General features: G+C 66.6%; 26 protein-coding genes, 1 tRNA gene and 2 rRNA genes. 16 read left to right on the top strand and 13 right to left on the bottom strand.

The features are described 5' to 3' along the window. The 3 genes from ACJ8FR_RS09465 to ACJ8FR_RS09455 all read left to right on the top strand — a co-directional run. A 23S ribosomal RNA gene (locus ACJ8FR_RS09465) occupies nt 1-186 on the top strand; the annotation flags it as partial. A 116-nt stretch (nt 187-302) separates the two neighbouring features. Further along, nucleotides 303-417: ribosomal RNA gene (gene rrf / locus ACJ8FR_RS09460) — 5S ribosomal RNA — on the top strand. Nucleotides 418-529: 112 nt separating this feature from the next. After that, nucleotides 530-606: transfer RNA gene (locus ACJ8FR_RS09455), tRNA-Met, on the top strand. A 42-nt stretch (nt 607-648) separates the two neighbouring features. Here the strand turns inward: ACJ8FR_RS09455 and ACJ8FR_RS09450 are convergent. Together ACJ8FR_RS09450 and ACJ8FR_RS09445 are read right to left on the bottom strand one after the other, a co-directional pair. Continuing rightward, complete coding sequence (locus ACJ8FR_RS09450; RefSeq protein WP_407828382.1) at nt 649-1,893, bottom strand: ammonium transporter; 1,245 nt, start codon at nt 1,891-1,893, stop codon at nt 649-651. A gap of 70 nt (nt 1,894-1,963) precedes the next feature. Next, complete coding sequence (locus ACJ8FR_RS09445; RefSeq protein WP_407828381.1) at nt 1,964-3,133, bottom strand: M48 family metallopeptidase; 1,170 nt, start codon at nt 3,131-3,133, stop codon at nt 1,964-1,966. An 89-nt stretch (nt 3,134-3,222) separates the two neighbouring features. Between ACJ8FR_RS09445 and ACJ8FR_RS09440 the strand changes: the two genes are divergently transcribed. From ACJ8FR_RS09440 to ACJ8FR_RS09415, 6 genes are read left to right on the top strand one after another with little or no spacing between them, the layout of a single operon-like run. Beyond that, nucleotides 3,223-4,248, top strand: coding sequence for an ATP-dependent DNA ligase (locus tag ACJ8FR_RS09440; protein WP_407828380.1), 1,026 nt, complete (start codon nt 3,223-3,225; stop codon nt 4,246-4,248). Further along, nucleotides 4,245-4,829 (top strand): alpha-ketoglutarate-dependent dioxygenase AlkB, encoded by a 585-nt coding sequence (locus ACJ8FR_RS09435; protein WP_407828379.1) that lies wholly within the window; start codon nt 4,245-4,247, stop codon nt 4,827-4,829. The genes ACJ8FR_RS09440 and ACJ8FR_RS09435 overlap by 4 nt, the downstream gene beginning before the upstream one ends. 33 nt (nt 4,830-4,862) lie before the next feature. Continuing rightward, nucleotides 4,863-5,204 (top strand): hypothetical protein, encoded by a 342-nt coding sequence (locus tag ACJ8FR_RS09430; protein ID WP_407828378.1) that lies wholly within the window; start codon nt 4,863-4,865, stop codon nt 5,202-5,204. Further along, a complete protein-coding gene (locus ACJ8FR_RS09425; RefSeq protein WP_407828377.1) occupies nt 5,191-6,426 on the top strand; it encodes an NRAMP family divalent metal transporter in 1,236 nt (411 codons plus the stop codon). Before ACJ8FR_RS09430 ends, ACJ8FR_RS09425 begins: the two co-directional genes overlap by 14 nt. Continuing rightward, complete coding sequence (locus ACJ8FR_RS09420; protein ID WP_407828376.1) at nt 6,423-6,776, top strand: hypothetical protein; 354 nt, start codon at nt 6,423-6,425, stop codon at nt 6,774-6,776. Before ACJ8FR_RS09425 ends, ACJ8FR_RS09420 begins: the two co-directional genes overlap by 4 nt. Continuing rightward, complete coding sequence (locus tag ACJ8FR_RS09415) at nt 6,776-7,078, top strand: PRC-barrel domain-containing protein (protein WP_407828375.1); 303 nt, start codon at nt 6,776-6,778, stop codon at nt 7,076-7,078. The genes ACJ8FR_RS09420 and ACJ8FR_RS09415 overlap by 1 nt, the downstream gene beginning before the upstream one ends. Here the strand turns inward: ACJ8FR_RS09415 and ACJ8FR_RS09410 are convergent. Then, the gene (locus tag ACJ8FR_RS09410; protein WP_407828374.1) at nt 7,011-7,898 is read right to left on the bottom strand and encodes an arginase family protein; all 888 of its coding nucleotides are present in this window, start codon (nt 7,896-7,898) and stop codon (nt 7,011-7,013) included. The genes ACJ8FR_RS09415 and ACJ8FR_RS09410 overlap by 68 nt on opposite strands. A gap of 53 nt (nt 7,899-7,951) precedes the next feature. Between ACJ8FR_RS09410 and hutI the strand changes: the two genes are divergently transcribed. The 3 genes from hutI to hutH all read left to right on the top strand — a co-directional run bounded on the left by hutI (nt 7,952) and on the right by hutH (nt 12,448). Then, the gene (hutI, locus tag ACJ8FR_RS09405; protein ID WP_407828373.1) at nt 7,952-9,163 is read left to right on the top strand and encodes an imidazolonepropionase; all 1,212 of its coding nucleotides are present in this window, start codon (nt 7,952-7,954) and stop codon (nt 9,161-9,163) included. Further along, on the top strand, nt 9,160-10,830 hold the full coding sequence (gene hutU / locus ACJ8FR_RS09400) for a urocanate hydratase (protein ID WP_407828386.1): 1,671 nt from the start codon (nt 9,160-9,162) through the stop codon (nt 10,828-10,830). The genes hutI and hutU overlap by 4 nt, the downstream gene beginning before the upstream one ends. A 94-nt stretch (nt 10,831-10,924) precedes the next feature. Beyond that, nucleotides 10,925-12,448, top strand: coding sequence for a histidine ammonia-lyase (gene hutH / locus ACJ8FR_RS09395; protein WP_407828372.1), 1,524 nt, complete (start codon nt 10,925-10,927; stop codon nt 12,446-12,448). A gap of 6 nt (nt 12,449-12,454) precedes the next feature. Here hutH and ACJ8FR_RS09390 read toward each other — a convergent pair whose 3' ends face one another. The 10 genes from ACJ8FR_RS09390 to ACJ8FR_RS09345 form a co-directional block, all read right to left on the bottom strand. After that, complete coding sequence (locus ACJ8FR_RS09390; protein ID WP_407828371.1) at nt 12,455-12,853, bottom strand: DUF2147 domain-containing protein; 399 nt, start codon at nt 12,851-12,853, stop codon at nt 12,455-12,457. Nucleotides 12,854-12,960: 107 nt separating this feature from the next. Next, on the bottom strand, nt 12,961-16,266 hold the full coding sequence (locus ACJ8FR_RS09385; RefSeq protein WP_407828370.1) for an error-prone DNA polymerase: 3,306 nt from the start codon (nt 16,264-16,266) through the stop codon (nt 12,961-12,963). Then, nucleotides 16,266-17,819 (bottom strand): Y-family DNA polymerase, encoded by a 1,554-nt coding sequence (locus ACJ8FR_RS09380; protein WP_407828369.1) that lies wholly within the window; start codon nt 17,817-17,819, stop codon nt 16,266-16,268. Before ACJ8FR_RS09380 ends, ACJ8FR_RS09385 begins: the two co-directional genes overlap by 1 nt. Further along, entirely contained in the window at nt 17,743-18,324 is a 582-nt protein-coding gene (locus tag ACJ8FR_RS09375) for an ImuA family protein (protein WP_407828368.1), read from the bottom strand. Before ACJ8FR_RS09375 ends, ACJ8FR_RS09380 begins: the two co-directional genes overlap by 77 nt. Before the next feature lie 238 nt (nt 18,325-18,562). Further along, on the bottom strand, nt 18,563-19,147 hold the full coding sequence (locus ACJ8FR_RS09370) for a lipase family alpha/beta hydrolase (RefSeq protein ID WP_407828367.1): 585 nt from the start codon (nt 19,145-19,147) through the stop codon (nt 18,563-18,565). Nucleotides 19,148-19,266: 119 nt separating this feature from the next. Next, nucleotides 19,267-20,526 (bottom strand): serine--tRNA ligase, encoded by a 1,260-nt coding sequence (gene serS / locus ACJ8FR_RS09365; RefSeq protein WP_407828366.1) that lies wholly within the window; start codon nt 20,524-20,526, stop codon nt 19,267-19,269. 19 nt (nt 20,527-20,545) lie between these two features. Continuing rightward, on the bottom strand, nt 20,546-21,061 hold the full coding sequence (locus tag ACJ8FR_RS09360) for a flavin reductase family protein (protein ID WP_407828365.1): 516 nt from the start codon (nt 21,059-21,061) through the stop codon (nt 20,546-20,548). Nucleotides 21,062-21,153: 92 nt separating this feature from the next. After that, complete coding sequence (locus ACJ8FR_RS09355; protein WP_407828364.1) at nt 21,154-21,924, bottom strand: phenylalanine 4-monooxygenase; 771 nt, start codon at nt 21,922-21,924, stop codon at nt 21,154-21,156. Between the two features lie 207 nt (nt 21,925-22,131). After that, on the bottom strand, nt 22,132-22,290 hold the full coding sequence (locus ACJ8FR_RS09350; protein ID WP_407828363.1) for a Flp family type IVb pilin: 159 nt from the start codon (nt 22,288-22,290) through the stop codon (nt 22,132-22,134). Between the two features lie 137 nt (nt 22,291-22,427). Next, nucleotides 22,428-22,682, bottom strand: coding sequence for a 4a-hydroxytetrahydrobiopterin dehydratase (locus ACJ8FR_RS09345; protein ID WP_407828385.1), 255 nt, complete (start codon nt 22,680-22,682; stop codon nt 22,428-22,430). A gap of 64 nt (nt 22,683-22,746) precedes the next feature. Here ACJ8FR_RS09345 and hppD point away from each other — a divergent pair, with 64 nt between their 5' ends. Genes hppD through ACJ8FR_RS09325 form a run of 4 tightly spaced genes read left to right on the top strand, consistent with a single transcriptional unit; the run spans nt 22,747 to nt 25,840 of the window. Continuing rightward, the gene (hppD, locus tag ACJ8FR_RS09340; RefSeq protein ID WP_407828362.1) at nt 22,747-23,838 is read left to right on the top strand and encodes a 4-hydroxyphenylpyruvate dioxygenase; all 1,092 of its coding nucleotides are present in this window, start codon (nt 22,747-22,749) and stop codon (nt 23,836-23,838) included. Beyond that, nucleotides 23,835-25,037: a 3-oxoadipyl-CoA thiolase gene (gene pcaF / locus ACJ8FR_RS09335; RefSeq protein WP_407828384.1), complete on the top strand. Its 1,203-nt coding sequence runs from the start codon at nt 23,835-23,837 to the stop codon at nt 25,035-25,037. The genes hppD and pcaF overlap by 4 nt, the downstream gene beginning before the upstream one ends. 10 nt (nt 25,038-25,047) lie before the next feature. Continuing rightward, nucleotides 25,048-25,515, top strand: coding sequence for a 1,2-phenylacetyl-CoA epoxidase subunit PaaD (gene paaD / locus ACJ8FR_RS09330; RefSeq protein WP_407828361.1), 468 nt, complete (start codon nt 25,048-25,050; stop codon nt 25,513-25,515). 13 nt (nt 25,516-25,528) lie between these two features. Then, nucleotides 25,529-25,840, top strand: coding sequence for a DUF1272 domain-containing protein (locus ACJ8FR_RS09325; RefSeq protein ID WP_407828360.1), 312 nt, complete (start codon nt 25,529-25,531; stop codon nt 25,838-25,840).

Raw genomic sequence — 25,840 nt, 5'->3', positions numbered from 1 at the left:
GTGGCGCCAGCCGCGCAGCAGGGTAGCTATGCATGGACGGGATAACCGCTGAAAGCATCTAAGCGGGAAGCCTCCCTCGAGATAAGGTATCTTAGAGTCGTGGAAGACCACCACGTTGATAGGCCGGGGGTGGAAGCGCAGTAATGCGTGGAGCTAACCGGTCCTAATTACTCATTTCGCGCTTGAGAGTCCCACCATCATCGTCAGCTCTGCTGATGACTGGTTTGATCTCAGCTAGATGACGCCAATACCATTACCCAAGTGCACGATTTCTAGAATTCTTGTTCGCGCCGTCACCATAGCTTGGTGACCATAGCGTCCGTGACCCACCCGATCCCATCCCGAACTCGGCCGTGAAACCGGACAGCGCCGATGGTACTACTGCTTAAGCAGTGGAAGAGTAGGTCGTCGCCAGGCTTTGCTGGCGGCGTGAGCAAGAGCCCATTCGCAATGTTTTTCAAGGCCGCTGCCGGCTTGCCGAGCGGCGGCTTTGTTTTTTTCAGGCGCAGGAATGTGCCGATCATGTTGGCGCGGGGTGGAGCAGCCCGGTAGCTCGTCAGGCTCATAACCTGAAGGTCGCAGGTTCAAATCCTGCCCCCGCAACCAACAATTGAGCCGCCTTCGGGCGGCTTTTTTCTTGCCTTCGGATTAGTAATTGTACGCCCGCTCGCCGTGATCGGCGATGTCGAGGCCCTCGCGCTCCGCGTCGCGGGCATGCCGCAACGGCATCACCAGCTTGACCGCCGCGAAGCATAGCGCCGAGCCCGCGGCCGACCAGGCGATCGCGACCCCAACGGCCGCGGCCTGGCGCAGCAACTGCCAAGCCAGGCTGTAGCCGGCGCCGCCATGACCGCCGAGGACCGGAAGCGCGACGATCGCCGTGCCGATCGACCCGGTGATCCCTCCAAGCCCGTGGATCCCGAACACGTCGAGGCTGTCGTCGAGCCTGAGGCGGTTCTTGAGCGAGCCGACGAAACCGTAGCAGACCAGACTTGCTGCCACGCCCAGCAGCATCGCGCCGACCGGGCCGCTGGCGCCGGCCGCCGGAGTCACCGCGACCAGGCCCGCCACGGCGCCCGACGCGCCGCCGAGCATCGACGGCTTGCCCGACACCAGCCGCTCCGCCGCCATCCAGCTCAGCAACCCTGCCGCCGGCGCCACCAACGTGTTCACCAGCGCCACTGCGGCAAGCCCGTTGGCCTCGAGCGCGGAGCCGGCGTTGAAGCCGAACCAGCCGGCCCACAGCAGGCCGGCGCCGACCATCGTCAGCGCCAGCGAGTGCGGCGGCATTGCTTCCTTCAAATGGCCGATCCGCGATCCGGCGAAGGCCACGCCGACGAGCCCGGCGACACCGGAGTTGATGTGCACCACCGTCCCGCCGGCGAAGTCGATGGCGCCGAACCTGAACAACAGCCCATCGGTGGACCAGACCATATGGGCGAGCGGCGCGTAGACGATCGTCAGCCACAGCGCGGAAAACAGCATGATCGCCGAGAAGCGCACGCGCTCGACCAGCGCGCCGATGACGAGCGAAGCGGTGATCGCCGCAAACGTCATCTGGAATGCGGCAAAGGCGAGCTCGGGGATCGCCTTGCCGCCACTTCCGACGGGCCATAACGAGGAGTCGGTGAGGCCCGCGAACCCGGCCTTCGACAGGCCGCCGATCAGCCAGTTCCCCCCGCTGAATGCCAGGCTGTAATCCCACAGCACCCAGCTAAGGATCGCGACGGCGGTGATGCCGAGGACCTGGCTCATCACGCTGAGCAGGTTCTTGGCGCGCACCAGGCCGCCGTAGAACAAGGCGAGGCCGGGCAGGATCATCAACATCACCAGCGCCGTGGCCATCAGCATCCACGCCGTGTCGCCGCTATCGATGGTCAGCTGCCCCGCCATGCCGCCTCCGCCCCTGCTGGAGCGACCGAAGCTAAGGCGGCTGCCGCAGCGGGCTACGTGAAAGCTTCACCTAGGGCGTGGGCGGCTCCGGATGAGCAGCCTTCCACTCCATCGCCGTATGAACGCGTCGCTCGACCGACGGATGATCGTAGAAGACGATCTCCTCGATCTTGGTTGGGCGGGGGTAGCGGTATTCGGCCGTCTTCACGAGCGAGGTCGACAGCGCGTCGGGCCGGTTCTCCGTCTGCAGCGAATACATGTCGGCCTGGCTCTCGAGCGTCCGGCTGAAGCTGTTGGATATCGGCAGGGTCACCAAACCGAACAGGGAAATCATGAACAGCAGGACGGCAATGCCGCGCGGGTCGGCGAGGCCGGCCGTGCTTCCAAAGGCCTTGGCGAAGCGCGGAAAGGTCCGGTCCGCGATCCAGAACAGGATGATCGCGCCGATCGCATAGACCAAAATCCCCCACCACGTGTGCTTCAGCACATAATGGCCGATCTCATGGCCCGTTACCGCGCGCACTTCATCGAGCGTGGCGCTCTTGAAGGCCACGTCCGAAATCGCGACCCGCGCGGTGCTGCCAACTCCGCCGGCATTGGCGGTGAAATTGTTCGACTGGCGCGAGCCGTTGAACATGTAGACCTTCTTCGCCGGGATGCCGGCGCGGCCCGCCATCGCCACGACTGCGTCGCGCACCTGTCCCGGCGGAACCGGCGCATATTTATTGAACAAGGGCTCGATCAGGACCGGCTGCAGCAGCATGAAGAAGGCGAGCGCGGCTGCGGTCAGGGCGCCTGACCATAACCACCAATTCTTCCCGGTACGGCGCATGAGCCAGTAGACGCCCATCAGGAACAGCGCCCCGATCACTGCGCTGATGGTGAGCGCCAGCGCCCATTGTCCCAGCCAATCGCCGAGCGGCTGGCTGGTCCGCCCGTAGCTCTTCTCGCGGAAGTAATCGGCATAGAGCGACCATGGCAACGTCAGCAGAGCAGATATGATGAAGTAGACAAGACTGATCACGAACGCCTTCAAGTTGCGGCGGCGTTCGGCGAACTTGGCGTCCAGAGTATCAAGCAAACCCGACCGCACGATCAGCCAGGTCACAAGAGCCGCGACCAGAAGACTCCACAGGAGCATCCATTCCTTCCCGACGGTGTAATCGTGCGCCTTCTGCAGCGCTGCCGGGCCAAGGCTATCGATATAGCGCGCGGTCGCGGCGTTCGGATCGAATGCCATGCTCGTCTCCCTCGAACGGACCGGCAGCGTAACAGCTGGGAGTGCGTGCGCAACGGGAACGACTGCGAGCCGCCGGCGATTGTCTGCAAATGGCCAAAAAGCACGCCGTCGCCGCGCCGATGGAAGCCTTGCTGGCGGCCGAGCTGCCCGACGGCGCGGGATGGCAGTTCGAACCCAAGTGGGACGGTTTCCGCTGCCTCGCGCGGCGCGACGGCGACGAGGTCACGCTGACGTCCAAATCGGGCAAGCCGCTCGCGCGCTATTTCCCGGAAGTCGTAGCCATGCTTCGCGGCCTCAAGGCAAAACAGTTCCTGCTCGACGGCGAGCTGATCATCCCGGTCGGCGACGCCTTATCGTTCGATGCGCTCCAGCTGCGGCTGCATCCGGCCGAAAGCCGCGTCCGCAAGCTGTCGAACGAAACCCCGGCCGAGCTGATGCTGTTCGACCTGCTGGAGCTCGACGGAACCTCAATAACCGGTCTCCCCCTTTCCAGGCGCCGCGAGAAACTGGAGCGATTCTTTCAGACGAACGCGACGCCCGGCCTCGAGCTGTCGCCGATCACCTGCGACCGCAAGGTGGCGCTCGGCTGGCTGGAGCGCAGCGGCGGCGCGCTCGACGGCGTGATCGCCAAGCGCGCCGACCAGGACTACCGCTCGGGCGAGCGGGCGATGATCAAGGTCAAGCAGCAGCGCACGGCCGACTGTGTCGTCGGAGGGTTCCGCTATGCCGAAAAGAAGAAAGAGGTCGGTTCGCTCTTGCTCGGGCTCTATGATGACGACGGGCTGCTCCACCATGTCGGCTTCACTTCCGCAATTCCGGCCAAGGACCGACCGGCACTGACCAAAAAGCTCGAGGCGCTGATCGAGCCGCCCGGCTTCACCGGCAGCGCGCCGGGCGGACCGAGCCGCTGGAACACGCAGCGGTCCGTAGCGTGGCAGCCGCTGAAGCCCGTGCTGATCGTCGAGGTCCGCTACGACCAGGTCACCGACCGCCGCTTCCGCCACGGCACGGGCTTCCTGCGCTGGCGGCCCGACAAGGATCCGAAGCAATGCACATTCGACCAGCTCGCGCCCGAACTCCGGCCGTCCGAGCTCAAGGAGCTGTTCGCGGCATGAGCCTGCTGTTCGACACGCCGCTCATCGCCGGCCTTCGCTATGAGGAACAAGTCATCGGTGACGCCGAAGAGCAGGCATTGCTATCCCGTCTCGCGGCGCTGGAGCTTGCGCCGTTCCGCTTCCACGGCTGGCTCGGCAACCGCAAGACGCAGAGCTTCGGCTGGCGCTACGATTTCGAGGACGCGAGCTTCGCGCCCGCCGAGCCGATCCCCGGCTGGCTCCAACCGCTGCGCGAGCGCGCCGCGGCGTTCGCGGGCCTCGCCGCCGGCGACTTCGTCCACGTCCTGCTCGCGCGTTATGATCCCGGCGCCGGCATCGGCTGGCACCGCGACCGCGATGTGTTCGATAAGGTCGTCGGGATCTCGCTCGGCACGCCCGCGACGCTGCGCTTCCGGCACCGCACGCCGAGCGGCTTCGAGCGCGCGAGCCTCGATCTGGCGCCGCGCTCGGCTTACCTGCTGTCCGGTGAATCGCGCTGGGAATGGGAGCATCGCCTCACGCCCGGCGAGCGCTTGCGTTTTTCGATCACGTTCCGCAGCCTGTCGGACAAGGGCCGCCGGATCGCCGCGCAGCAAGGCTAGGAACGGGTCGCTCGCGGAACGGTTTCTGACCGCATGTGGCGCTGTCTGTTGCTGGTGATGCTGCTCGCGGCCTGTTCGAAAGGCCCCGAGGCCGACCTGCCGTCGATCAGCCAGGCGCGCTCGCTCGGCGCGGAATGGGCGTTGGTCAACGAGCAAGCGGGCGCTGGCAAGCTGACGGCGACCTATGTCGCGGCGATGCGCAAGAGCATCCGCGAACAGCTGAAGACCTGTGCGATGTCGCTCACTCAGCCGAAGTCCGCTTATGGGGAAGAGATCGCAGCGCTGATCGCCGCTCCAGACTCTGCTTCACCGGCATTGCTGCGCGGCCACGCCGACAGATTGAAACGGATCGAGGACAGCCTTGAATCCGCTTGAGCTGACACTCGGAATCATGACGGCCGTCGGCGGCTTCGTCGACATCAGCGAGCTCGTCTTTGCCGCCAAGGCCGGCTCGATCTTCGGCTATGCGCTCATCTGGGTATTCGTGCTCGGAACGATCGGAATGAGCGTGTTCGGCGAGATGAGCGGGCGTGTCGCCGCCGTCGCCAAGCAGCCGGTGTTCAGCCTGATGCGCCACCGTCTCGGCCTCAAGCTCGGGCTGATCACGCTGGTCGGCTCGCTGGTCAGCACCCTGATCACCTGCGCAGCCGAAGTCGGCGGCATGGCGCTGATCCTCAACTATCTGACCGGAGCGCCCTACCTGCTGCTGGCGGTCGCCAGCGTGATCGCGTTGATGGCGTCGATGTGGGTGCTTCCGTTCAAGTGGATTGAGCGCACCTATGGTCTGCTCGGTCTCATCATGATCGTGTTCGCCGTTGCCCTCGTCGCAATCCACCCGCCGTGGGGGACGTTGGCGGCCGGTTTCGTCCCACAGGTGCCGCGCGGGCTCAGTCCCAAGGAGCTCCTGACCTTCGCCTATTTCACCGTCGCGATCCTCAGCGCCGTGCTGTTCCCGTATGAATCCTATTTCTATTCGTCGGGGGGAATCGAGGAGGAGTGGGGCCCCAAGGACCTGCTGACCAATCGCGTGACCTGCACGGTCGGCTTCGGCCTCGGCTCGCTGCTCGCGATCTCGATCCTCGCCGGTTCGGCTCAGCTGTTCGGCCCGGTCAATGTCGGGCCCGAAGTGCCGGGCACATCGGCGCTCGAAGCGGCGATTCCGTTCGGCAGGGTCGGCCTGCTCTGCGCGCTCCTTGGTATGCTGTTCGCGGTCGGCGGCGCGGCGGTCGAAACCTGCATGTCGAACGCTTACGCGCTCGCGCAATTCTTCGGCTGGGAATGGGGCCGGCGCAAGAAACCGTGGGGAGCCCCGCGGTTCACGCTCGCCTGGATCGTCATGTTCCTGCTTGCACTGGCGATCGTCATGACCGGCGTCGATGTGATGAGCTTGGTCGAATATGCCGTGCTGTTCTCGATCATCGTTCTGCCATTGACTTACCTGCCGCTGATGCTGCTCGCCGGAGACCGGAGCTACATGGGCCGATATGCGAACAAATGGCTCGCCAAGGCCCTCGGCTGGCCATTCTTTGTAATCGTCACCATTGCCGCTCTCGCCGCAATTCCCCTCTATCTCATGACGTCAGGTGGGCAGGGATGAAGCCGAACGATTCACTCAAGCTCGTCGGCCAGCTGATCGACCTGCCGATCATCGACAAGGACGATCGCTGGAGCGGGATCGTCGACGACGTCGAGCTTGGCGGCGGTGCCGGCAAGCCGACCAGGATCGAAGCGCTGCTGGTCGGACCGGGCGCGTATAAAGGACGAATGCCGGCATGGATGTTCTGGCTGGTCCGGAAGGTCGCGGGCGAGCGCATGGCTCGCGTTCCGTTCGGCGAGGTCGCCGAGATCGGTGCGGTGGTGAAGCTCAAGTCGGGAGCCGAGGCGCTCGGCCTGCATCGGACCGAGGATAAGGTACGGGCCTGGATTCCGCGTCGGGGAGCGCTGTGATGCGGCTCAGCGAGATCCGCGACGCAAAGATCAGGACGCTCGACGGCGAAACGCTCGGGCGCGTGCACGAGGTGCATGCCGAAGGTGGGCGCGTGACGGCGCTGACCTGTGGCGCAGGCAGTTTCATCGAGCGCCTGACCGGTCGGAAGCTGGGCCGCCGGATACCGTGGGAGTGCGTAGTCACCATCGGGCCCAAGGAAATCGTCGTCACGCCCGACCCGCCACGGCGCAAGTCTAAATCGGGCGCATCTCGAAGCCGGCAAGGCACTCGGCGACCCAGCGCGCCGCGGTCAAAGCGCTAAGATCGCTTGGATCGAGCGGCGGGTCCCATTCGGTAAGGTCGATCAGGCGGACGCGCGGCTCGGCCGCAAGGCGGCGCACGCCGGCGAAGAAGTCGTGGACCGCCATGCCGCCCGGTCGCCCCCCCGGCGCCGCGGGGAACTGCGAGCGGTCGATCACGTCGATGTCGCAATCGACCGCGATCGCCTCGCAATGGCTGAGCTGGTCGAGCGCTCGGTCGACCGCGAGCGCGATGCCAAGCCGCCGCACCTCGCTCACGGTCACGACCAGATTTCCCGCGGCCACCGCATCCTCGTGCATCTTGCGGCTGTTGGCGAAGCTGGCGAGGCCGATCTGCGCGATATTGGCGCCGGGAAGCCCGTCCTCGATCAAGGCGCGGACGGGATTGCCGTTGCTCAGGCCCTCGTGCGTCTCGCGCATGTCGAAATGGGCGTCGAGCGTGATCAGGCCGATCTTGTCGAGCGGGAGGCCGAGGCCCAGCACGCCGGGCCGCGTAACGGCATTATTCCCGCCGACCAGCAACGTCAGAGCGTGGAGCGAGGCGCTGAACCGCACCGCGTCGCGGATCGGCTCCGTCGCACTTTCGATCGACAGCCCGGCGAGGTCGACATCGTCGCGGTCGGCAATGCGCGTCGACAATTCGCGCTTGGTCTCGACATCGTAACGGCCGATCCGCCGCAAGGTCTGCCGAAGCAGCGCCGGCGCGAGGTCGCACTGACCGGGCGTCACGGATCCCGCCGCCAGCGGCGCGCCTACCAGGCCCACGGGGGCCTTCGTCTCGATGCCGACGAGGAGATCGGACAGGTTCGGCCAGCCGCTCATGGCTGGACCCTAACAGCCGCGCTCGCCTATGGGCAAACCCAAGGGAACAGAAGATGTGGGACCGGCTGCTCGTCGATTGTCGGATCGCGACCCTGGAGGGCACGCCGCGCGACCCGCTCGGCGTGATCGACAACGGCGCCATCGGGATCGCGGACGGCAAGATCGTCCGGGTCGGCAAGCGCACCGAGCTCGCCGGCTTCCGGGCGAGGGACGTGGTGGCGCTCGGTGGCGGCTGGGTCACGCCCGGCTTGGTCGACTGCCACACCCATCTCGTGTTCGGCGGCACGCGCGCCGATGAACATGCGATGCGCCGCGCCGGCGCCAGCTATGAGGAGATCGCGCAGGCCGGCGGAGGTATCGCCTCAACGGTCGCGCGGACCGCGGCCGCGTCGGACGACGAACTGCTCGAGCAGAGCCGCCGCCGCCTGCACGCATTGATGCGCGGCGGCTGCACGACGATCGAGATCAAGTCCGGCTACGGTCTCGACCCGAAGAGCGAGCTTCGCCTGCTCAAGATCGCGAACACGCTGGGCGAGGATGAGGCGGTGCGGATTGTCCCCACTTTGCTGGCGCTGCACGCGCTTCCAGCCGACAGCAAAGACCGCCGCGCGCATTACGTGAGCGAGATCGTCGACAAGCTGATCCCCGCCGCGGCCAAGCAGGGCATTGCGGCCAGCGTGGATGCTTATTGTGACACGATCGCCTTCACCCCCGACGAGGTCGAACGGCTGTTCAAGGCCGCGGCGCATCACGGCCTCCGCGTCCGCCTCCACGCCGAGCAATTGTCAAACCAGCACGGCGCCGCGCTCGCCGCGCAATATCGCGCGCTGTCGGCCGATCACCTCGAGCATCTCGACGAAGCCGGCGCCAGGGCGATGGCTTCGGCGGGCACGGTCGCGGTGCTCCTGCCCGGCGCTTATTACGCGCTGCAGGAGGATCGGAAGCCGCCGGTCGCCCTGCTGAGGAAGCACAAGGTGCCGATCGCGGTCGCGACCGACTGCAACCCCGGCACGTCGCCTTTGCTGTCGCCGACCCTTGCGATGAACATGGCGTGCACCTTGTTCGGGCTGACGCCCGAGGAAGCGCTCCAAGGCATGACCATCAACGCGGCGCGCGCGCTCGGCCTCGCCCACAATGTCGGCAGCATCGCCGCCGGCAAGCAGGCCGACCTTTGCGTCTGGCGCGTCGAAAGCCTTGCCGAGCTCGGCTATTGGATTGGCCTGCCCGGACCCGAAAGACGGATTTTCCAAGGAGCAGACACCTGACCGCCACCGATCACTTTGACCGACGCGACAACAGCCGTCACATCCGCGCGCGCCGCGGGAGTGAGATCAAGGCGAAGCACTGGACGACGGAAGCCGCCGTCCGGATGCTGATGAACAATCTCGATGATGAGGTCGCCGAGGACCCGCAGAACCTGGTCGTCTACGGCGGCATCGGCCGCGCGGCGCGCAACTGGCAATGCTTCGACAGGATCGTCGAGACGCTCGAGCGGCTCGAGGAGGATCAGACCCTTCTCGTCCAGTCGGGCAAGCCGGTCGGCGTCTTCCGCACCCACCGCGACGCGCCCCGCGTCCTCATCGCCAACTCCAACCTCGTGCCTAAATGGGCCAATTGGGAGGTGTTCAACGAGCTCGATCGCAAAGGGCTCATGATGTACGGCCAGATGACCGCCGGCAGCTGGATCTACATCGGCACGCAGGGCATCGTCCAAGGCACCTTCGAGACCTTCGCCGAGATGGGGCGCCAGCATTATGGCGGCGATCTCAAGGGCCGCTGGATCCTGACCGCGGGCCTCGGCGGGATGGGCGGCGCCCAGCCGCTCGCCGCCGTCATGGCGGGCGCCCACTGCATCGCCATCGAGGTCCAGGAAAGCCGTATCGAAAAGCGCCTGGAGACGCGCTATCTCGACAGGCGCGCGGCGACCATCGACGAGGCGCTCGAGATTATACACGCTGCCTCGGAGCCGACCAGCGTCGGCCTCCTCGGCAATGCCGCTGAGATCGTCCCGGAAATGCTGGCGCGCGGCATTCGGCCGGACGCGCTGACCGACCAGACGTCCGCGCATGATCCTGCAAACGGCTACTGCCCCGCCGGCTGGAACGTCGCCAAGTGGCAGGAAATGCGCGAGCGCGACCCCGCTGCCGTAGCCCAGGCCGCGCGAATCTCGATCGCGCGCCATGTTGAAGCCATGCTGTCGTACAAAGACATGGGCATTCCCGTTTTCGATTACGGCAACAACATCCGCCAGGAAGCGAAGGACACGGGCGTGACCCACGCGTTCGACTTTCCCGGCTTCGTGCCGGCCTACGTCCGTCCGCTGTTCTGCCGCGGCATAGGCCCTTTCCGTTGGGTGGCGCTGTCGGGCGATCCCGAGGACATCTACCGCACCGACCAGCGCGTAAAGGAGCTGATCCCCGACGATCCCCACCTCCACCGCTGGCTCGACATGGCGCGCGAGCGGATCGCCTTCCAGGGGCTGCCCGCGCGCATCTGTTGGGTCGGCCTCGGCCAGCGCCACCGGCTTGGCCTCGCCTTCAACGAGATGGTGCGCAGCGGCGAGGTCTCGGCGCCGATCGTCATCGGCCGCGACCATCTCGACAGCGGCAGCGTCGCCTCGCCCAACCGCGAGACGGAGAGCATGAAGGACGGCTCCGATGCGATCAGCGATTGGCCTTTGCTCAATGCGCTGCTCAACACCGCGAGCGGCGCCACCTGGGTCTCGTTCCACCACGGCGGCGGCGTCGGCATGGGCTATTCGCAACACGCCGGCATGGTCATCGTCGCCGACGGCAACGACGACGCCGCGCGGCGTCTGGAGCGCGTGTTGTGGAACGATCCCGGCACCGGCGTGATGCGCCATGCGGATGCCGGTTACGACATCGCGGTCGATTGCGCGCGCGAGCAAGGGCTGGACTTGCCGATGATCTAGTTCCCCGGCGAAGGCCGGGGCCCAGGCGGCGCCAGCCGCGCCGTTTCTTGTTCTGGGGCTGGACCCCGGCCTTCGCCGGGGTACACGGGAGGCAATGCTGAAGCTCGACCCGACCAATATCGATCTCGGCACCCTGCGCCGCCTGTGGACCGGCGAAGCCGGGTCGCTCGACGACGCCTCAATGCAGCGCGTCGCCGAATCCGCCGCCGCGGTCGACCGCATCGTTGCCGGCGGCGAGACGGTCTACGGCATCAATACCGGCTTCGGCAGCCTCGCCAACACGCGCATCCCGCCCGAACGGCTCGCCGAGCTTCAGACCAACCTCATCCTCTCGCACAGCGCCGGCCTCGGCGACCCGCTCCCGCGTCATGTCACCCGGCTGATGATCATCCTCAAGCTGCTCGGCCTCGGCCGTGGCCATTCCGGGGTGCGGCCGGTGGTGATCGAGGCATTGCAGCGCCTGCTCGACACGAACGCGATGCCGGTCATCCCGTCGCAGGGCAGCGTCGGCGCGAGCGGCGACCTCGCCCCGCTCGCCCACCTCATCGCCGCGCTCATGGGTTATGGTCGCATCGACGTCGCGGGCGATACGGTCGCGGCCGGCGAAGCGCTCCAACGCATCGCCATCGACCCGCTCCAACTTGGGCCCAAGGAGGGCCTCGCGCTGATCAACGGCACCCAAGCGTCCGCGGCGCTCGCGCTCGACGCTTTGTTCATGGGGGAACGCGTGTTCGCCGCGGCAATCGCGGCCGGCGCCATGTCGGTCGACGCGCTCAAGGGTTCGGCCAAGCCGTTCGATCCGCGCATTTCCGCTCTTCGCGGCCAGCCGGGACAGATCCGCGTCGCCGCGGCGATCCACGGCCTGCTCGAGGGCAGCGAGATCCTGACCAGCCACATCGCCTGCAGCCGCGTGCAGGATCCCTACAGCTTCCGTTGCCAGCCGCAGGTCATGGGCGCGTCGCTCGACTTGCTGCAGAACGCCGCTCGCACCCTCACCATCGAAGCGGGAGCTGTGACCGACAATCCGATCGTCTTCGCCCCGGATGAAAACAATGGCTCGGACACCGCGATCTCGGGCGGCAATTTCCACGCCCAGCCGGTGGCCTTCGCCGCCGATATCATCGCCATCGCCTTATGCGAGGTCGGCTCGATCTCGGAGCGGCGGGTGAGCGTCCTCGTCGATCCCAAGATGAGCGGCCTGCCCGCCTTCCTGACCGAGGATTCGGGCGTCAATTCGGGCCTGATGATCCCGCAGGTCACCGCCGCCGCGTTGGTCAGCGAGAACAAGAGCCTCGCGTTCCCCGCGAGCGTCGATTCGATCCCGACCTCGGCCGGCCAGGAGGACCATGTGTCGATGGCGCCGATCGCCGCGCGCAAGGCGGCGCAGATTGCACGCAACGCCGCAGGCGTGATCGCCGTCGAGTTGATGGCTGGGGCCGAGGGCATCGACTATCACGCGCCCTTGAAGACGTCGGCGAAGCTGCAAAAAGTCTATGACGGCGTGCGCGCGCATTCGCCCCACTTCACCGCCGACCGCTATTGGGCCGACGAGATGAGCGCGCTCCAGTCGGCGGTCCTGGCCGGGGAAATCGGCGCCCAAGGCGTCGCGCTCGACTGACGCCGCTCAGTCGACCTTGGTCCACCGCTGCGTCTTGCAGACCAGGCCGAACAAGGCACAGCCCTGGATCTCGATCGTCGCGGCCCCGACAAAGCGGACCGTCGCCGGCACGTGCATGTTGCTTTCGGGGTCGAACGCCTTGCCCTTGAACAAATTGTCGCCGGCCGGGCTGACGTGCAGGATCTCGGTGCCGATGAAGTTCTTCGTGCCGCCCTTGCGTGCGTTCGCCTGGGCCTTGGCCGACGCCTTGAGCACGATCGCGCAATAAGCGTCGCCGTCGCAGCGGGTGACGTGGACCAGGGTCGAGTGCTTGGGGTTGGTCCAATGGCCCTCGATATTGCCCTGCGCCGCGGCTGGTGAAGCGGCCAGCGCCAGCGCGAGCGCCGCCGCGGTGAAAAACCTCATCATCGATCGGATTCCTTTGCCACTTGGCACGGCTATATAGGGAGGCGGCCTTAATGCTGCATTGCGGCAGGAATCGCGCCTTGAGCTTGCGCTCAGATGAACGCCGCTCAGTGAAAGTCGCGGCTCTTGGGGATGATCTCCACGTCGCGCGGATGGCGCGAGGGCGGTGGCCGCATGGCGCCCGGCGCATCGCCGTTCGAGAGCGCCGAAGGCAGGGCTTCGTCGCTCAAATGGCGGAGCATGTGGCTGTGATCTTCCAGCCGCCGGGCGACGACATGGATGACCTCGCTGTCGGGGTCGCGTTGCACGATCCCGTGCACCGCCATCAGCCGCGCGCCCATCACGATCTTGCGCTGCTTCTCGAACACGTCGGGCCAGACGACGAGGTTGGCGATTCCGGTCTCATCCTCGAGGGTGATGAACACCACGCCCTTGGCGCTTCCGGGGCGCTGGCGGATCAGCACCAGCCCGGCGATCGACAGCCGCTTGCCGTCGCAGATGCTGCTCAGTTGGTCGGCTGTGATGAACTTCTGCCGCGCATAATGGTCGCGCAGGAAGCTCATCGGATGCGCCTTCAGCGACAGGCGGATGGTCTGGTAATCGTTCACGACATGCTCGGAGAGCGGCATCGCCGGGAGCTTCGCCGGCTCGCCTTCCGAGCCCTCGTCGCGCGCCTCGGCATGAACGAACAAAGGCAGGTCCGGCGCCGGCTTGAGCGCGCGCGAATCCCACAGCGCCGCGCGCCGGTCGAGCCCGATTGAGCGGAACGCGTCGGCGGCGGCAAGCCGCTGGATCGCATGCACGGGCACGCGGCCGCGGCTGCGGAGCTCCTCGACGCTGGCATAGGGCCGGCGGACAACGAGGCGCTCGATGTCGGCGCTGCGTAGCCCGTCGACCTGGCGCAGGCCGAGGCGAAGAGCGATTTTCCCCTCCCTTCCAGGGAGGGGAGGCTCCAGCGTGCAATCCCATTCGCTCGCATTCACGTCGATTTCGCGCACCTCGACCCCATGCTCACGCGCATCCCGGACGATCTGCGCCGGCGCGTAGAAGCCCATCGGTTGCGAATTCAAGAGCCCTGCCGCGAACGCGGCGGGATATTTCCACTTCAGCCAGCTCGACACGTAGACGAGGTGCGCGAAGCTCGCCGCGTGGCTTTCGGGGAAGCCATATTCGCCGAAACCCTTGATCTGGTCGAAGCAGCGCTGCGCGAAATCGGGGTCGTAGCCCCTGTCCACCATCCGACCGACCATCTTGTCCTGCAGGACCTCGATGTTCCCTTTGGAGCGGAAGGTCGCCATCGCTTTCCGCAGCTGGTTCGCTTCCTCCGAGCTGAACTTCGCGGCATCGAGCGCGATCTTCATCGCTTGCTCCTGGAAGATCGGCACGCCGAGCGTCCGCCCGAGGATCCGCTCCAATTCGTCGGGCGGGCCGTGCGCGGGGTCGGGGCAGGGGAAGGTCACCGGCTCCTTGCCGCTGCGGCGCTTGAGGTACGGGTGGACCATGTCGCCCTGGATCGGCCCCGGCCGCACGATCGCGACCTCGATCACCAGGTCGTAGAAGCAGCGCGGCTTGAGCCTCGGCAGCATGTTCATCTGCGCCCGGCTTTCGACCTGGAACACGCCGAGCGAATCGCCGCGGCACAGCATGTCGTAAACCTCCGGCACTTCCTGCGGGACGGTCGCCAGCTCCCACCGCTCGCCGTGATGCTGCTCGATGAGGTCGAAGCATTTGCGGATGCAGGTCAGCATGCCCAATGCGAGCACGTCGATCTTGAGGATCCCGAGCTCGTCGATGTCGTCCTTGTCCCATTCGATGAAGGTGCGGTCGTCCATCGCGCCATTGCCGATCGGCACCGTCTCGGTCAGCCGCCGCTCGGTCAGGATGAAGCCGCCGACATGCTGCGACAAATGGCGCGGCATGCCGATCAGTTGCTCGGCGAGCTTGACCGTGCGCTTCAAATGCGGGTCGCTAAGGTCGAGCCCGGCATCCTTCGCCCGCGCATCCTCGAGCTCGCCTTCCATATGCCCCCAGATGGTCGAGGCGAGCGCGGCGGTGACGTCTTCCGAAAGCCCCATCACCTTGCCGACTTCGCGGATCGCCGAGCGCGGGCGGTAGTGGATCACCGTCGCGGCGATCCCCGCGCGCTCGCGGCCATATTTCTCGTAGATGTGCTGGATCACCTCCTCACGCCGTTCGTGCTCGAAATCGACGTCGATGTCGGGCGGCTCGCGCCGCTCCTCGGAGATGAAGCGCTCGAACAACAGGTCGCTGGTCGCCGGGTCGACCGCGGTGATGCCGAGGCAATAGCAGACCGCGCTGTTCGCGGCGCTGCCACGGCCCTGGCACAGGATCGGGGGCGAGAGGCTGCGCGCGAACGCGACGATGTCGTGGACCGTCAGGAAATAGCGCGCGAAGTCGAGGCGATCGATCAGCCCCAGCTCATGGTTGATCTGGGTCAGCACCTTGTACGGGATGCGCTCGCCCCAGCGGCCATGCGCGCCGGCCCAAGTCAGCTGCTCGAGATATTGCTGCGGCGTCCGCCCATCGGGCACCGTCTCACGCGGATATTCATAGCGCAGCTCGTCGAGGCTGAAATGCAGCGAGTCTGCGAAGCCGCGCGTCGCCGAAATCGCGTGCGGCCAGCGCGCGAACAGCCGCTGCATTTCCGTCGGCGACTTGAGATGGCGCTCGGCATTGGGGTTCAGCAGGAAACCTGCCTTGGCGATGGTCGTCTTCTCGCGGATGCAGGTGACGACGTCCTGCAGCGGCCGGCGCTCCGGCGCATGGTAATGGACATCGTTGGTCGTGAGGATCGTGCAGCGGTGGCGCTTGGCGATGCGGTCGAGCCGCTCGATCCGCGCGGCGTCATTCCCGCGGTAGAGCCAGCTCGCGGCGACATGGCGCAGTGACGTCAAGGCCTCGCACAGCCGCGGCAATTCCGCTTCGAAATCATCGAGATCGTCGGACGGCCACGCAATGAAGGCGATGCCTTCGGCATGCGCCGCGATGTCAGCCAGGCTGAGCTCGCATTCGCCCTTCTCGGCGCGCATCTTGCCCAGGCTCAGCAGCCGCGACAGCCGGCCATATCCATCGCGGTCGATCGGGTAAGCGAGCAGGCTCGGCGCATCCGACAAGTCGAGCCGGCAGCCGATCAGCGGCTTCAGCCCCGCGCCCTTGCACGCGCTGTGCATCCGCACCACGCCCGACAGCGTGTTGCGGTCGGCGATGCCAATCGAATCATAGCCTTGGCCCAGCGCGGTCAGCACCAGCTCGATCGCGTCCGACGCCCCGCGCAGGAACGAAAACGGCGAGGTGATGCCAAGCTCGACATAAGGCGAATGCGTTGCCGGCGGTGGCGGCATGTCCTTCCGCCGCACCAGCTTCAGCCGCGAGAAGCCGACCTTCTCGGGCATCAGCCGAACAGCCCATGGATGAACCAATTGGGCGCCCCGCCGCGCCCATCGCCGATCAGCCCTTCGCGATAGATCCAGTAGCGGCGCCCTTGCGCATCCTCGACGCAATAATAATCGCGCAGCCGCGCCGACGAGGGCTGGCGCCACCATTCGGGCGCGATCCGCTCCGGTCCCTCGGCGCGGGCGATGTCATGCACGGCCCGCCGCCACATGAACCGCCGCGGCAAGCCTTCGGGCGTCGCGTAAATGACATCGATCGCCTCCGGCCGGTCGAGCAGGCGTTGGGGGCTCCCCGTCATTGCGAGCGGAGCGAAGCAATCCACAGCGCCGCTGGATTGCTTCGCCGCTGATGCTCCTCGCAATGACGAAACAGCACTCACCCACCCGCTCGCCCGCTCAGGCAGATGGCTCTGTTGCGGCCACGGCCGCCGGACGCGTTGCGGGCTGAGCTTGACCGTCAGCCGGTCGATCAACCGCGCCAGCTCGCCTGTCCTCGACGGCTCCTCGACCAGGCTCTCCTGCGCGGCGCCCAGCTCTTCCGTCCAGTCGGCCGTCAGGGCGAATGCATCGAAACCGAACTCGGGGTTCAGCGCCGCGGTCTTGTCGGCGAGCAGGCGCTGCAAATGCTTGGGCTCGCGGCTCGGGATCGCCGTCGCGACCGAGGCCACGGCGATGCTGCCGTCGACGCGATAGCCGGTCAGCGACAGCCGCCGCGCGCCGAGCCTGCGTCGCTCGAGCTCGCGGACGAGCATCGGGATCAGCCGCTCGAGGGCTTGAGCCGCGGCTTCGGGATGGGTCGCCGGTTCCTCGAGCTTCAGGAGCGCTCGCGGCGGCGGATCGGCGGGCGCGGCGGTCAGCGGCTCCGGCTTGCGGCCGGTCAACCGGTCGAGCGCGTCGACCACGTCTTCGCCTCCGCGGAACCGCCGCGCCAGCGCGAGCCGCGGCATCTCAGCGAGCGCGCCGATGGTCTTGAGGCCCAGCCGTTCGAGCGTCCGAACGGTGTCCGGATCGAGACGCAGCGCCGAGACGTGCAGCGGCGCGAGTTGCTCCAGCAAATCCCTCTCCCCTTGAGGCAGAGGGTAGGGTGAGGGGGACCGCGCCAGCGCCCATGCCGCCGCCGCCGTCGGCGCCATCGCGACGCGCACCGTCAGCCCGAGCTGCGCGAACCGCCGCTCGACATCGCCGACCAACCTCCGCTCGCCGCCGAACAGATGCGCGACGCCCATGACGTCGAGCCGCAGCCCATCGGCTCCGTCGACCTCGACCAGCGGCGACCAGCGCCCGGCCCAGGCGGCAAGCTTTTCCACCAGCGCTGCATCGCCTTCCGGATCGGCGGGGACCGCGATCAGCGCCGGGTCGAGCGCCCGTGCGTCGGTCAGCCGCGCGCCGGGCTGCGCGCCGCGCTCGGCCGCCGCTCGAGTAACCGCATGAATGATAAGGCCATGCGTGCCCTCGACGGTCAGGACGACCGGGCTATCAGGCGCTGAGTCTGCGCCCTTCGCCCAGCGCTCGATCGCGAGGCTCGGCAACCAGATGGAAGCGATCCGCTTCACGCGTGACGGCCCACCGTCCCGGCGGCATTCCCCGCGCGCGGAACAGCTCGGCATCCCAGGCTGGCATCCCCGGCGCGCGCGGATCGAGATCGTTGATGAGCGACGGCGCGCTCGCGATCCGCCAGCGCATCCGCGCGCCGCTCAAGTTCGCTGTGCCGCCGAGGCGCACCAGCCAGCATGGCGTGCCGCTCCGTTCCGCCGCCACCGCCAGCCGCCGCGTCGCGGTGAAGTCGAGCGTCCGCGGGTCGCCCCAGATCTCGCCGATCACGGCCGACAGGCACGAGCATCTTACCCCCTCCTCCATCGCCCACAGCGCGTCGCGTGCGTCGCGCGTCTCGACATGGATGAGGTCCTGCGTCGGCAGCCCCGGAGGATGAACCCTTCCGCTCTCGAGGATCGCCATGCGGTCCTGCACCCACAGCAGCGGCTTTGACCTGTCGAGCTGCGCCAGCAGGAACCCCGCCCAGCCGCCGTCGCGCGGATGGACGGCGAACAGCTCGGACAAGGTTGGCTTGGGCGGCGCGGGCAAGCTCCAGTACCCCTGCGAAGGCAGGGGCCCGGACAGATCAAGTCGTTGATAGCTGGCGCGCGTCCGGGCTCCTGCCTTCGCAGGAGCACAGCCATCGACCGGCCCGGAGCGTGCGCGAGCAACTCCGCCGGCGACCAGAGACAAGCCTCTTGCCACACGACTCACAACGTTTCTGTTCTACTTTTGTTCTTGTCCCGCGATTCACGGCCGAGAGTCAATCCCGCGACTCGCCGCCTCCGACCTCCGCGAGGAACCTGACGATCTCGCGCACCGCCGCGCGCGTGCCTCTGCGCGAAACGGCAAAGCCCATATGAGTGGAGTTGACCTCTACCGCTTTGTCCCGCGTCTTCTCCGTTCCGCGTGCCGAGGGTGCCCCGACGATCCCATCGCGGCGCGACCAGATGGCAAGCGTCGGCACCGGAGGCTTCTCCTCGCAGTCGGGGATCGGAGGCTCGTCCACAGGGTGGCCGGCGACCCGCTCATAAAGCTTCCAGACATTCGTGTAGCGGCGGCGGTCGCCCCACACCGGCGATCCCAGCGTCACCACCGCGCGCACCCGGTGCGGCTCGGCCCGGGCAAGCTCGCGCGCATAGAGGCCGCCCAGGCTCCACCCGACCAGCACCAGCGGTTCGTCATGTCCGCAATGGTGGACCGCCTGCTTCAACCGTTCGAGCGTGTCCGGGCGCGCGCCCCAGTTCACTCCCTGACGCCACGGATGGACCCGAAAGCCCGCCTCCGCGAGCGCGCGCCGCAGCTCCATCGTTGTCCGGTCGTTGGCGATGAAGCCAGGGATCACCATCGCCGGCGGACCGTCTTTCGGGCCGCGTGCCTCCCTGTGGCCGAAGCCGCGCCAGAAGCGGCTGCCAAGCGCCGCGACTTCCCTCAGGCGGGCGAGCGGCGGTGGCGCGCCCTGTTCGCTCAGAGGAACTCCCTCCCCATCAGCTGCTGCACCGCCTTGGGAAGCCGGACCCGTCCGTCGGCCGTCTGGTGGTTCTCGAGCAGCGGCACGAGGATGCGCGGGGACGCAAGCGCCGTATTGTTGAGCGTGTGCGCGAACCGCACCTTCCCGTCGGCGCCGCGGTAGCGGATGTTCGCGCGCCGCGCCTGCCAGTCGTGCAGGGTCGAGCAGCTGTGCGTCTCGCGATATTTGCCGAGGCTCGGCACCCAGCTCTCGAGGTCGTTCATCCGATACTTTCCGAGGCCCATGTCGCCGGTCGACGTCTCGATCACCTGATAGGGGATCTCGAGATCGCGAAGCAGGCTTTCGGCGAGCTCGAGCAGCCGCGCGTGCCACTCGGCCGACTGGGCATCGTCCGCCTCGCAGATCACATATTGCTCGACCTTGACGAACTGGTGGACCCGCAGCAGCCCGCGGACGTCCTTGCCCGCGCTGCCCGCCTCGCGCCGGAAGCAGGGTGAAAAACCGGCGTAGAGGACCGGCAGCTTGTTCGCCTCCAGGATCTCGCCCGAATGCAGCGATGTCAGCACCACCTCCGCGGTCCCGGCGAGCCACAGATCGTCGTTCGGCAGCTGATAGGTCTCGTCCTCGTGGCCGGGGAACTGCCCCTGGTTGAGGAACGCCTGCGCGCGCGCGATCGCAGGCACGGTGATCGGCGTGAAGCCGGCGTCGGCAATCTTCTCGAGCGCCCAGGCCATCAGCTTGGCCTCGAGCAGCGCCAGCGCACCTTTGAGGCAGTAGGTGCGGCTCCCCGACACTTGCGTCACGCGCGACAAATCGGCCCAGTCGTTCTTCTCGATGATCGCGACATGGTCGAGCGGATCGAAATCGAACTGGGGCGGCTCACCGACCTTGCGGACGATCGTGTTGAAGCTCTCGTCGGGGCCGACCGGCGCGCCGGCGTAGGGAATGCCCGGAAGCCTCAGCATCAATGCCTGGAGCTCAAGGTCCTTCTCGAGGAGGTCGCTTTCGATTGCCGCGGCATCGGCGCCGGCCTGTTTGGCGCGCTGGCCGAGCTCGGCCTTCTCATCGGGCCTGGCATCCTTGAACCTGGCGCTGATCGCATTGCGCTCGGCGCGCAGGCGCTCGATCTCGGTCTTGAGCGCGCGCACCTCGGCATCGAGCGCGAGCAAGTGATCGAGATCGAGGCTGACGCCCTTGTCGCGGATCGCGCGCTCGACCGTCTCGCGGTTGGCCTTGACGAAATCGAGTGCCAGCATCGCGCCTGCCTACCGCAAGCTAGTCGAAGTGCAACCGCCGGTACCGGCCGCGAAAGAACAACAAAGGGTCGACGCCCGGGTCGAAGCTCGCCTTCACCACCTGGCCGACCAGAATGTGGTGGTCCCCGCCATCGTGCACCGCGTGCCGTTCGCATTCGAACACGCCGAGCGACTCGCCGAGGATCGGCGCGCCGGCCTCGCCGCACGCCCAGGGCGTGGTCCCGAACCGGTCCTCGTCGCGGGTCGAAAAGCGGATCGACGCCGGCTGCTGCCCGGCCTGCAGCACGTTGACGGCGAAATGCTCGGCTTCGATCAGCGCCGCCGCGCTCGCCGCCGGCTTGGCGAGGCACACCAGCAGCAACGGCGGGTCGAGCGAGACCGAGGTGAAGCTATTGACCGTCAATCCGGCCGGCGATCCGTCGGCGGTCAGGCACGTCACCACCGTCACGCCGGTCGCGAAGCAGCCGAGCGCGTCGCGCAACGTGCGCGGGTCGTGCCCGCTGCGATATTCCTGCCGCGTCGGCTGGTCGGCCATGCTCATGCCTATACCGCTCCAAACCGTCATTGCGAGCGTAGCGAAGCAATCCAGTGCTGGATTGCCGCGTCGCTTCGCTCCTCGCAATGACGTCAGAGGTTCAATAGTTCTTCCGGAGTGAGCGCCAGCACCTCGGCAATCGTCCGCTCCAGCGACTCCGACACGAGATAGCGCGGCTGGAACGCGTCATGCTTGTAGGGCGTGTTGACTGCACGCTCGACCGAGAATGGCAATCGCTCGACGGCGTCGCTTTCAAGGCTCAGGTGCGATTCGCCGAAGCTCGAGGCGAGGCCCGCGCCGAGGATCTTGAGCTCGCCGGCTTCGCGCGCAAGCCCGAACTCGACGCTGTGCCAATAGAGCCGCGCGGCGCGATGCCCTTCGCCTGCGGCAATCGCGGCCACGCCCAGCCGTCCGATATGCTCGGCCATCTCGGCATAATCGTGGTGCGCGAGCATCGGGATGTGCCCGAACATGTCGTGGAAGCAGTCGGGCGCCTCGAGATAGTCGAGCTGCTCGCGGCGACGGATGAAATTGCCCACCGGGAACACACGCTCGCCGAGCATCGCGAAGAAAATTTCATCGGGTACGAGGCCGGGGACGGCGACCGTCGTCCAGCCGGTGCGCGGCGTGAGGATGGCGTTCAGCCCTTCGACGTCCGGGACACCCGGATGCGACAGCTTCAACAGATCGATCCCATCCAGGAACGGGGAGACGACGCGGCTGCCGAGCAGCTCGATCTGGCGCGCGAACAGCAGATCCCACACCGCATGGTCGTCATCGGTAAACGCCTCCCAGCATTGCGGGACGACATAGTCCTGCCAGCGGCCTACCGGCTGGTCGGTGCTGATCGTCTCCTGGAGCATTGCGTGGTTCCTTTGGCTTCTCGGGCAACAAAAAAACCCGCCGAGCGGGACGCTGGCGGGTCGAGGTTGGTCGTCTGAACTAAGCGCGCGTCAGCCGGTCCCAACCTCGTCGGGATAATAATAGCGGTTGATGGCGAACGAGCGGATCATTGCGAGAGCTCCTATGGAACCGTCCGCCTGAACGATCAATGGCCGTATTGGCTCCGCCTACATGTGGTTCGACACGTTGTCGTACATCGCGCTGACGTTGTTCCCGAGATTCACGAAGGCAGCATAAGCGGCAATGCAGATCAGCGATGCGACCAGCGCATATTCGATCGCGTTCGCGCCTTTGTTGCAGTGGATAAGCCGCAAGACCGTCCGCATTGCCCGCTCCCTTGGTTAACAAGGCGGACACTCGAACGCGACCGCCTCGGGCCATCTTCCTCTTGCGGGGCCTGCCAAAGGCTTGAGTGGGCTGGTTAACGCAGGTGCCTTGATGTCCGTTGTCGAAACGGTGAGGGTCAGTCGCCGACCAGCCGGTTAATCGCCTCGGCAAGCGCGACGTCGCGATCTGTCACTCCGCCGGCGTCGTGGCTGGTCAGGCGGAAGTCGACGCGGTTCCACACGCTGGTGAACTCGGGGTGGTGATCCGCCTTCTCGGCGTGGAGCGCTATGCGGGTCAGGAAGCCGAACGCCTCGCTGAAATCCTTGAACTTGAAACTGCGCAGCAGCGCTCTGCCGCCTTCTTCCATCGTCCAGCCTTCGGGGACGTCCATCATCGTGTCGGCTCCCTTGAAATGGCTCCATAGCAGGAGCAGTTGGGCGGCAAAGGAGTCAATCATGGCTACGCAAGTCGCCGACGAGACGACCGTCACCGGGTTTGCCAACCCGATGGGCACCGACGGTTTCGAGTTCGTCGAATATACCGCTCCGGACATCGAGCTGTTGCGCTCGCTGTTCACCAAGATGGGCTTCCCCGAGGTCGCCCGGCACAAGAGCAAGAACGTCACCCTGCACAAGCAGGCCGACTGCAACTTCATCATCAACGCCGAGCCGGGCTCCTACGCCGAGGACTATGCCAGGGCGCATGGCCCGAGCGCCTGCGCGATGGCGTTCCGGGTCAAGGACGCCAAGGCCGCGCACCAACGCGCGCTCAAGCTCGGCGCGACCGACATCAAGGTCGGGAAGGGCGACGGCGAGCTCGACATCCCAGCGATCGAAGGCATCGGCGGCTCGCGCCTGTTCTTCGTCGACCGCTACGGTGACAACGCGTCGATCTACGACGTCGACTTCGACTTTCATCCCGACTGGCAGCAGCGGATGGGGCAAGCCGATTCCAAGCTCACCTACATCGACCACCTCACCCACAACGTGAACCGCGGCCGGATGAGCGTCTGGGCGGACTTCTACGAGCGGCTCTTCAACTTCCGCGAAATCCGCTACTTCGACATCGAGGGCAAGCAGACCGGCCTGTTCTCCAAGGCGATGACGTCGCCCTGCGGCAAGATCCGCATCCCGCTCAACGAGAGCCAGGACGACAAGAGCCAGATCGAGGAGTTCCTCCGCGAATATAAGGGCGAGGGCATCCAGCACATCGCGCTCGGAACGTCCGACATCTACGCGGCGGTCGACATCATCCGGGCGCGCGGCATTCCGTTCCAGGACACGCCCGACACGTATTACGAGATGCTGCCCGAGCGCATCCGGGGCCACGAGGAAAGCATCCCCGAGCTCGAGAAGCGCGGCATCCTGATGGACGGCGCGCCGACCGAGGGCCAGGGCCTGCTGCTCCAGATCTTCACCCAGAACGTGATCGGCCCGATCTTCTTCGAGATCATCCAGCGCAAGGGCAACGAGGGCTTCGGCGAAGGCAATTTCAAGGCGCTGTTCGAGAGCATCGAGCTCGACCAGGTACGCAGGGGCGTTCTCTGACCGAAGCTTACATCTGCGACTATGTCCGCACTCCCATCGGCCGCTATGCCGGTGCGCTCAGCTCCGTCCGCGCCGACGACCTCGCGGCGATTCCGATCAAGGCGCTGATCGACCGGAATCCGGGCGTCGACTGGTCGGAGCTCGACGACGTGATCCTCGGCTGCGCCAACCAGGCCGGCGAGGACAATCGCAACCTCGCGCGGATGGCAGGGCTGCTCGCCGGACTGCCCGACAGTTCGGGCGGCGTGACCCTCAACCGGCTGTGCGGTTCGGGCCTCGACGCGGTGGCGATGGCGGCACGGGCGATTCGCGGCGGCGAATCCGACCTGATCATCGCCGGCGGCTCCGAGAGCATGAGCCGCGCGCCGTTCGTCATGGCCAAGGCGACCAGCGCGTTCGACCGCAATGCCGAGATGTACGACACGACCATCGGCTGGCGCTTCGTCAATCCGAAGATGAAGGCCGCCTACGGCGACGACACCATGCCGAGCACCGGCGAGAATGTCGCTCAGGACTTCCAGGTCAGCCGCGCCGACCAGGATGCCTTCGCGCTGAGGAGCCAGGAGAAGGCCGCCAAGGCCCAGGCGAATGGCCGCCTCGCAGCCGAAATCGTCCGCGTCGAGATTCCCCAGCGCAAGGGCGATCCCGTCGTCGTCGACAAGGATGAGCATCCCCGCGCGACGACGCTGGAGGCGCTTGGGAAACTCAAGCCGATCGTCCGCCCCGACGGCACCGTCACGGCCGGCAATGCCTCGGGCGTCAACGACGGCGCGGCGGCCATCATCATCGCCTCGGAGGAGGCAGCGAAACGCAATGGCCTGACGCCGCGCGCCCGGGTCCTCGGCGCCGCCGTTGCCGGCGTTCCGCCGCGGATCATGGGCATCGGCCCTGCGCCCGCGTCCAAGAAATTGATGAAGCGCCTCGGCCTCAAAATCACCGACTTCGATGTCGTCGAATTGAACGAGGCCTTCGCCGCCCAGGGGCTGGCCGTGCTCCGCCAGCTCGGACTTGCCGATGACGCACCTCACGTGAACCCGAACGGCGGCGCGATCGCGCTCGGCCACCCGCTCGGCATGTCGGGCGCGCGCCTGGCGCTGACCGCCACGGAGGAGCTTCAGCGCACCGGCGGTAAGCTCGCGCTTGCAACCATGTGCATCGGGGTCGGCCAGGGAATCGCACTGGCGCTCGAACGGGTGTAAGATGTTCGTCATGGGCGGGGTCGCGGAAAAGACGATCGACGAGGCGGCGATCATGGCCGTGCTCGAAGCCATTCCCGATCCCGAGATCCCGGTGCTGACCATCACCGATCTCGGTATCGTCCGCGGAATCCGCCACGACCCGCCGCGCGTGCTGGTCAGCCCGACCTACACCGGCTGCCCGGCGACCGTCGCGATCGAGAATATGATCCGCGAAGCGCTCGACAATGCCGGGTTCGAGGATGTGCACGTCGAGCGCGTGCTGTTCCCGCCATGGACCACCGACTGGATCAGCCCGCGCGGACGCGAGCGGCTCCATGCCTACGGCATCGCGCCGCCGAGTCCGTCCGCCACCGCCGAATGCCCGCTCTGTGGGTCAATTGAGACCGTCGAGATCAGCCGCTTCGGCGCGACGCCGTGCAAGGCGCAGTGGCGCTGCACTGCCTGCCTCGAGCCGTTCGAGCGCTTCAAGTGCCACTAGCTGCGGAGGATTGATGGCGCTCTCGCTCCGGCCCAATTGCGAATATTGCGACAAAGACCTCCCGCCCGACAGCACCGACGCCCGCATCTGCGCTTACGAGTGCACGTTCTGCGCGGATTGCGTCGACAACCATTTGAGCAACGTCTGCCCCAATTGCGGAGGCGGCTTCGTGCCTCGCCCGATCCGGCCGGCGAACGAATGGCGGCCGGGCGTCAGCGTGCGCTTGCAGCCGCCCTCCGACAAAAGGGTCAACCTCAGCTACTCGAAGGAAGAAGTGGCGGAATTCGCGGCGAAGCTGCGCGATACACCGCCCGAGCGCCGCTAG

Source organism: Sphingomonas sp., assembly GCF_045810705.1.
Taxonomy (GTDB): domain Bacteria; phylum Pseudomonadota; class Alphaproteobacteria; order Sphingomonadales; family Sphingomonadaceae; genus Sphingomicrobium.
Note: the sequence above shows the minus strand (reverse complement) of the source record. Positions and strands in the feature narration are given on the sequence as shown.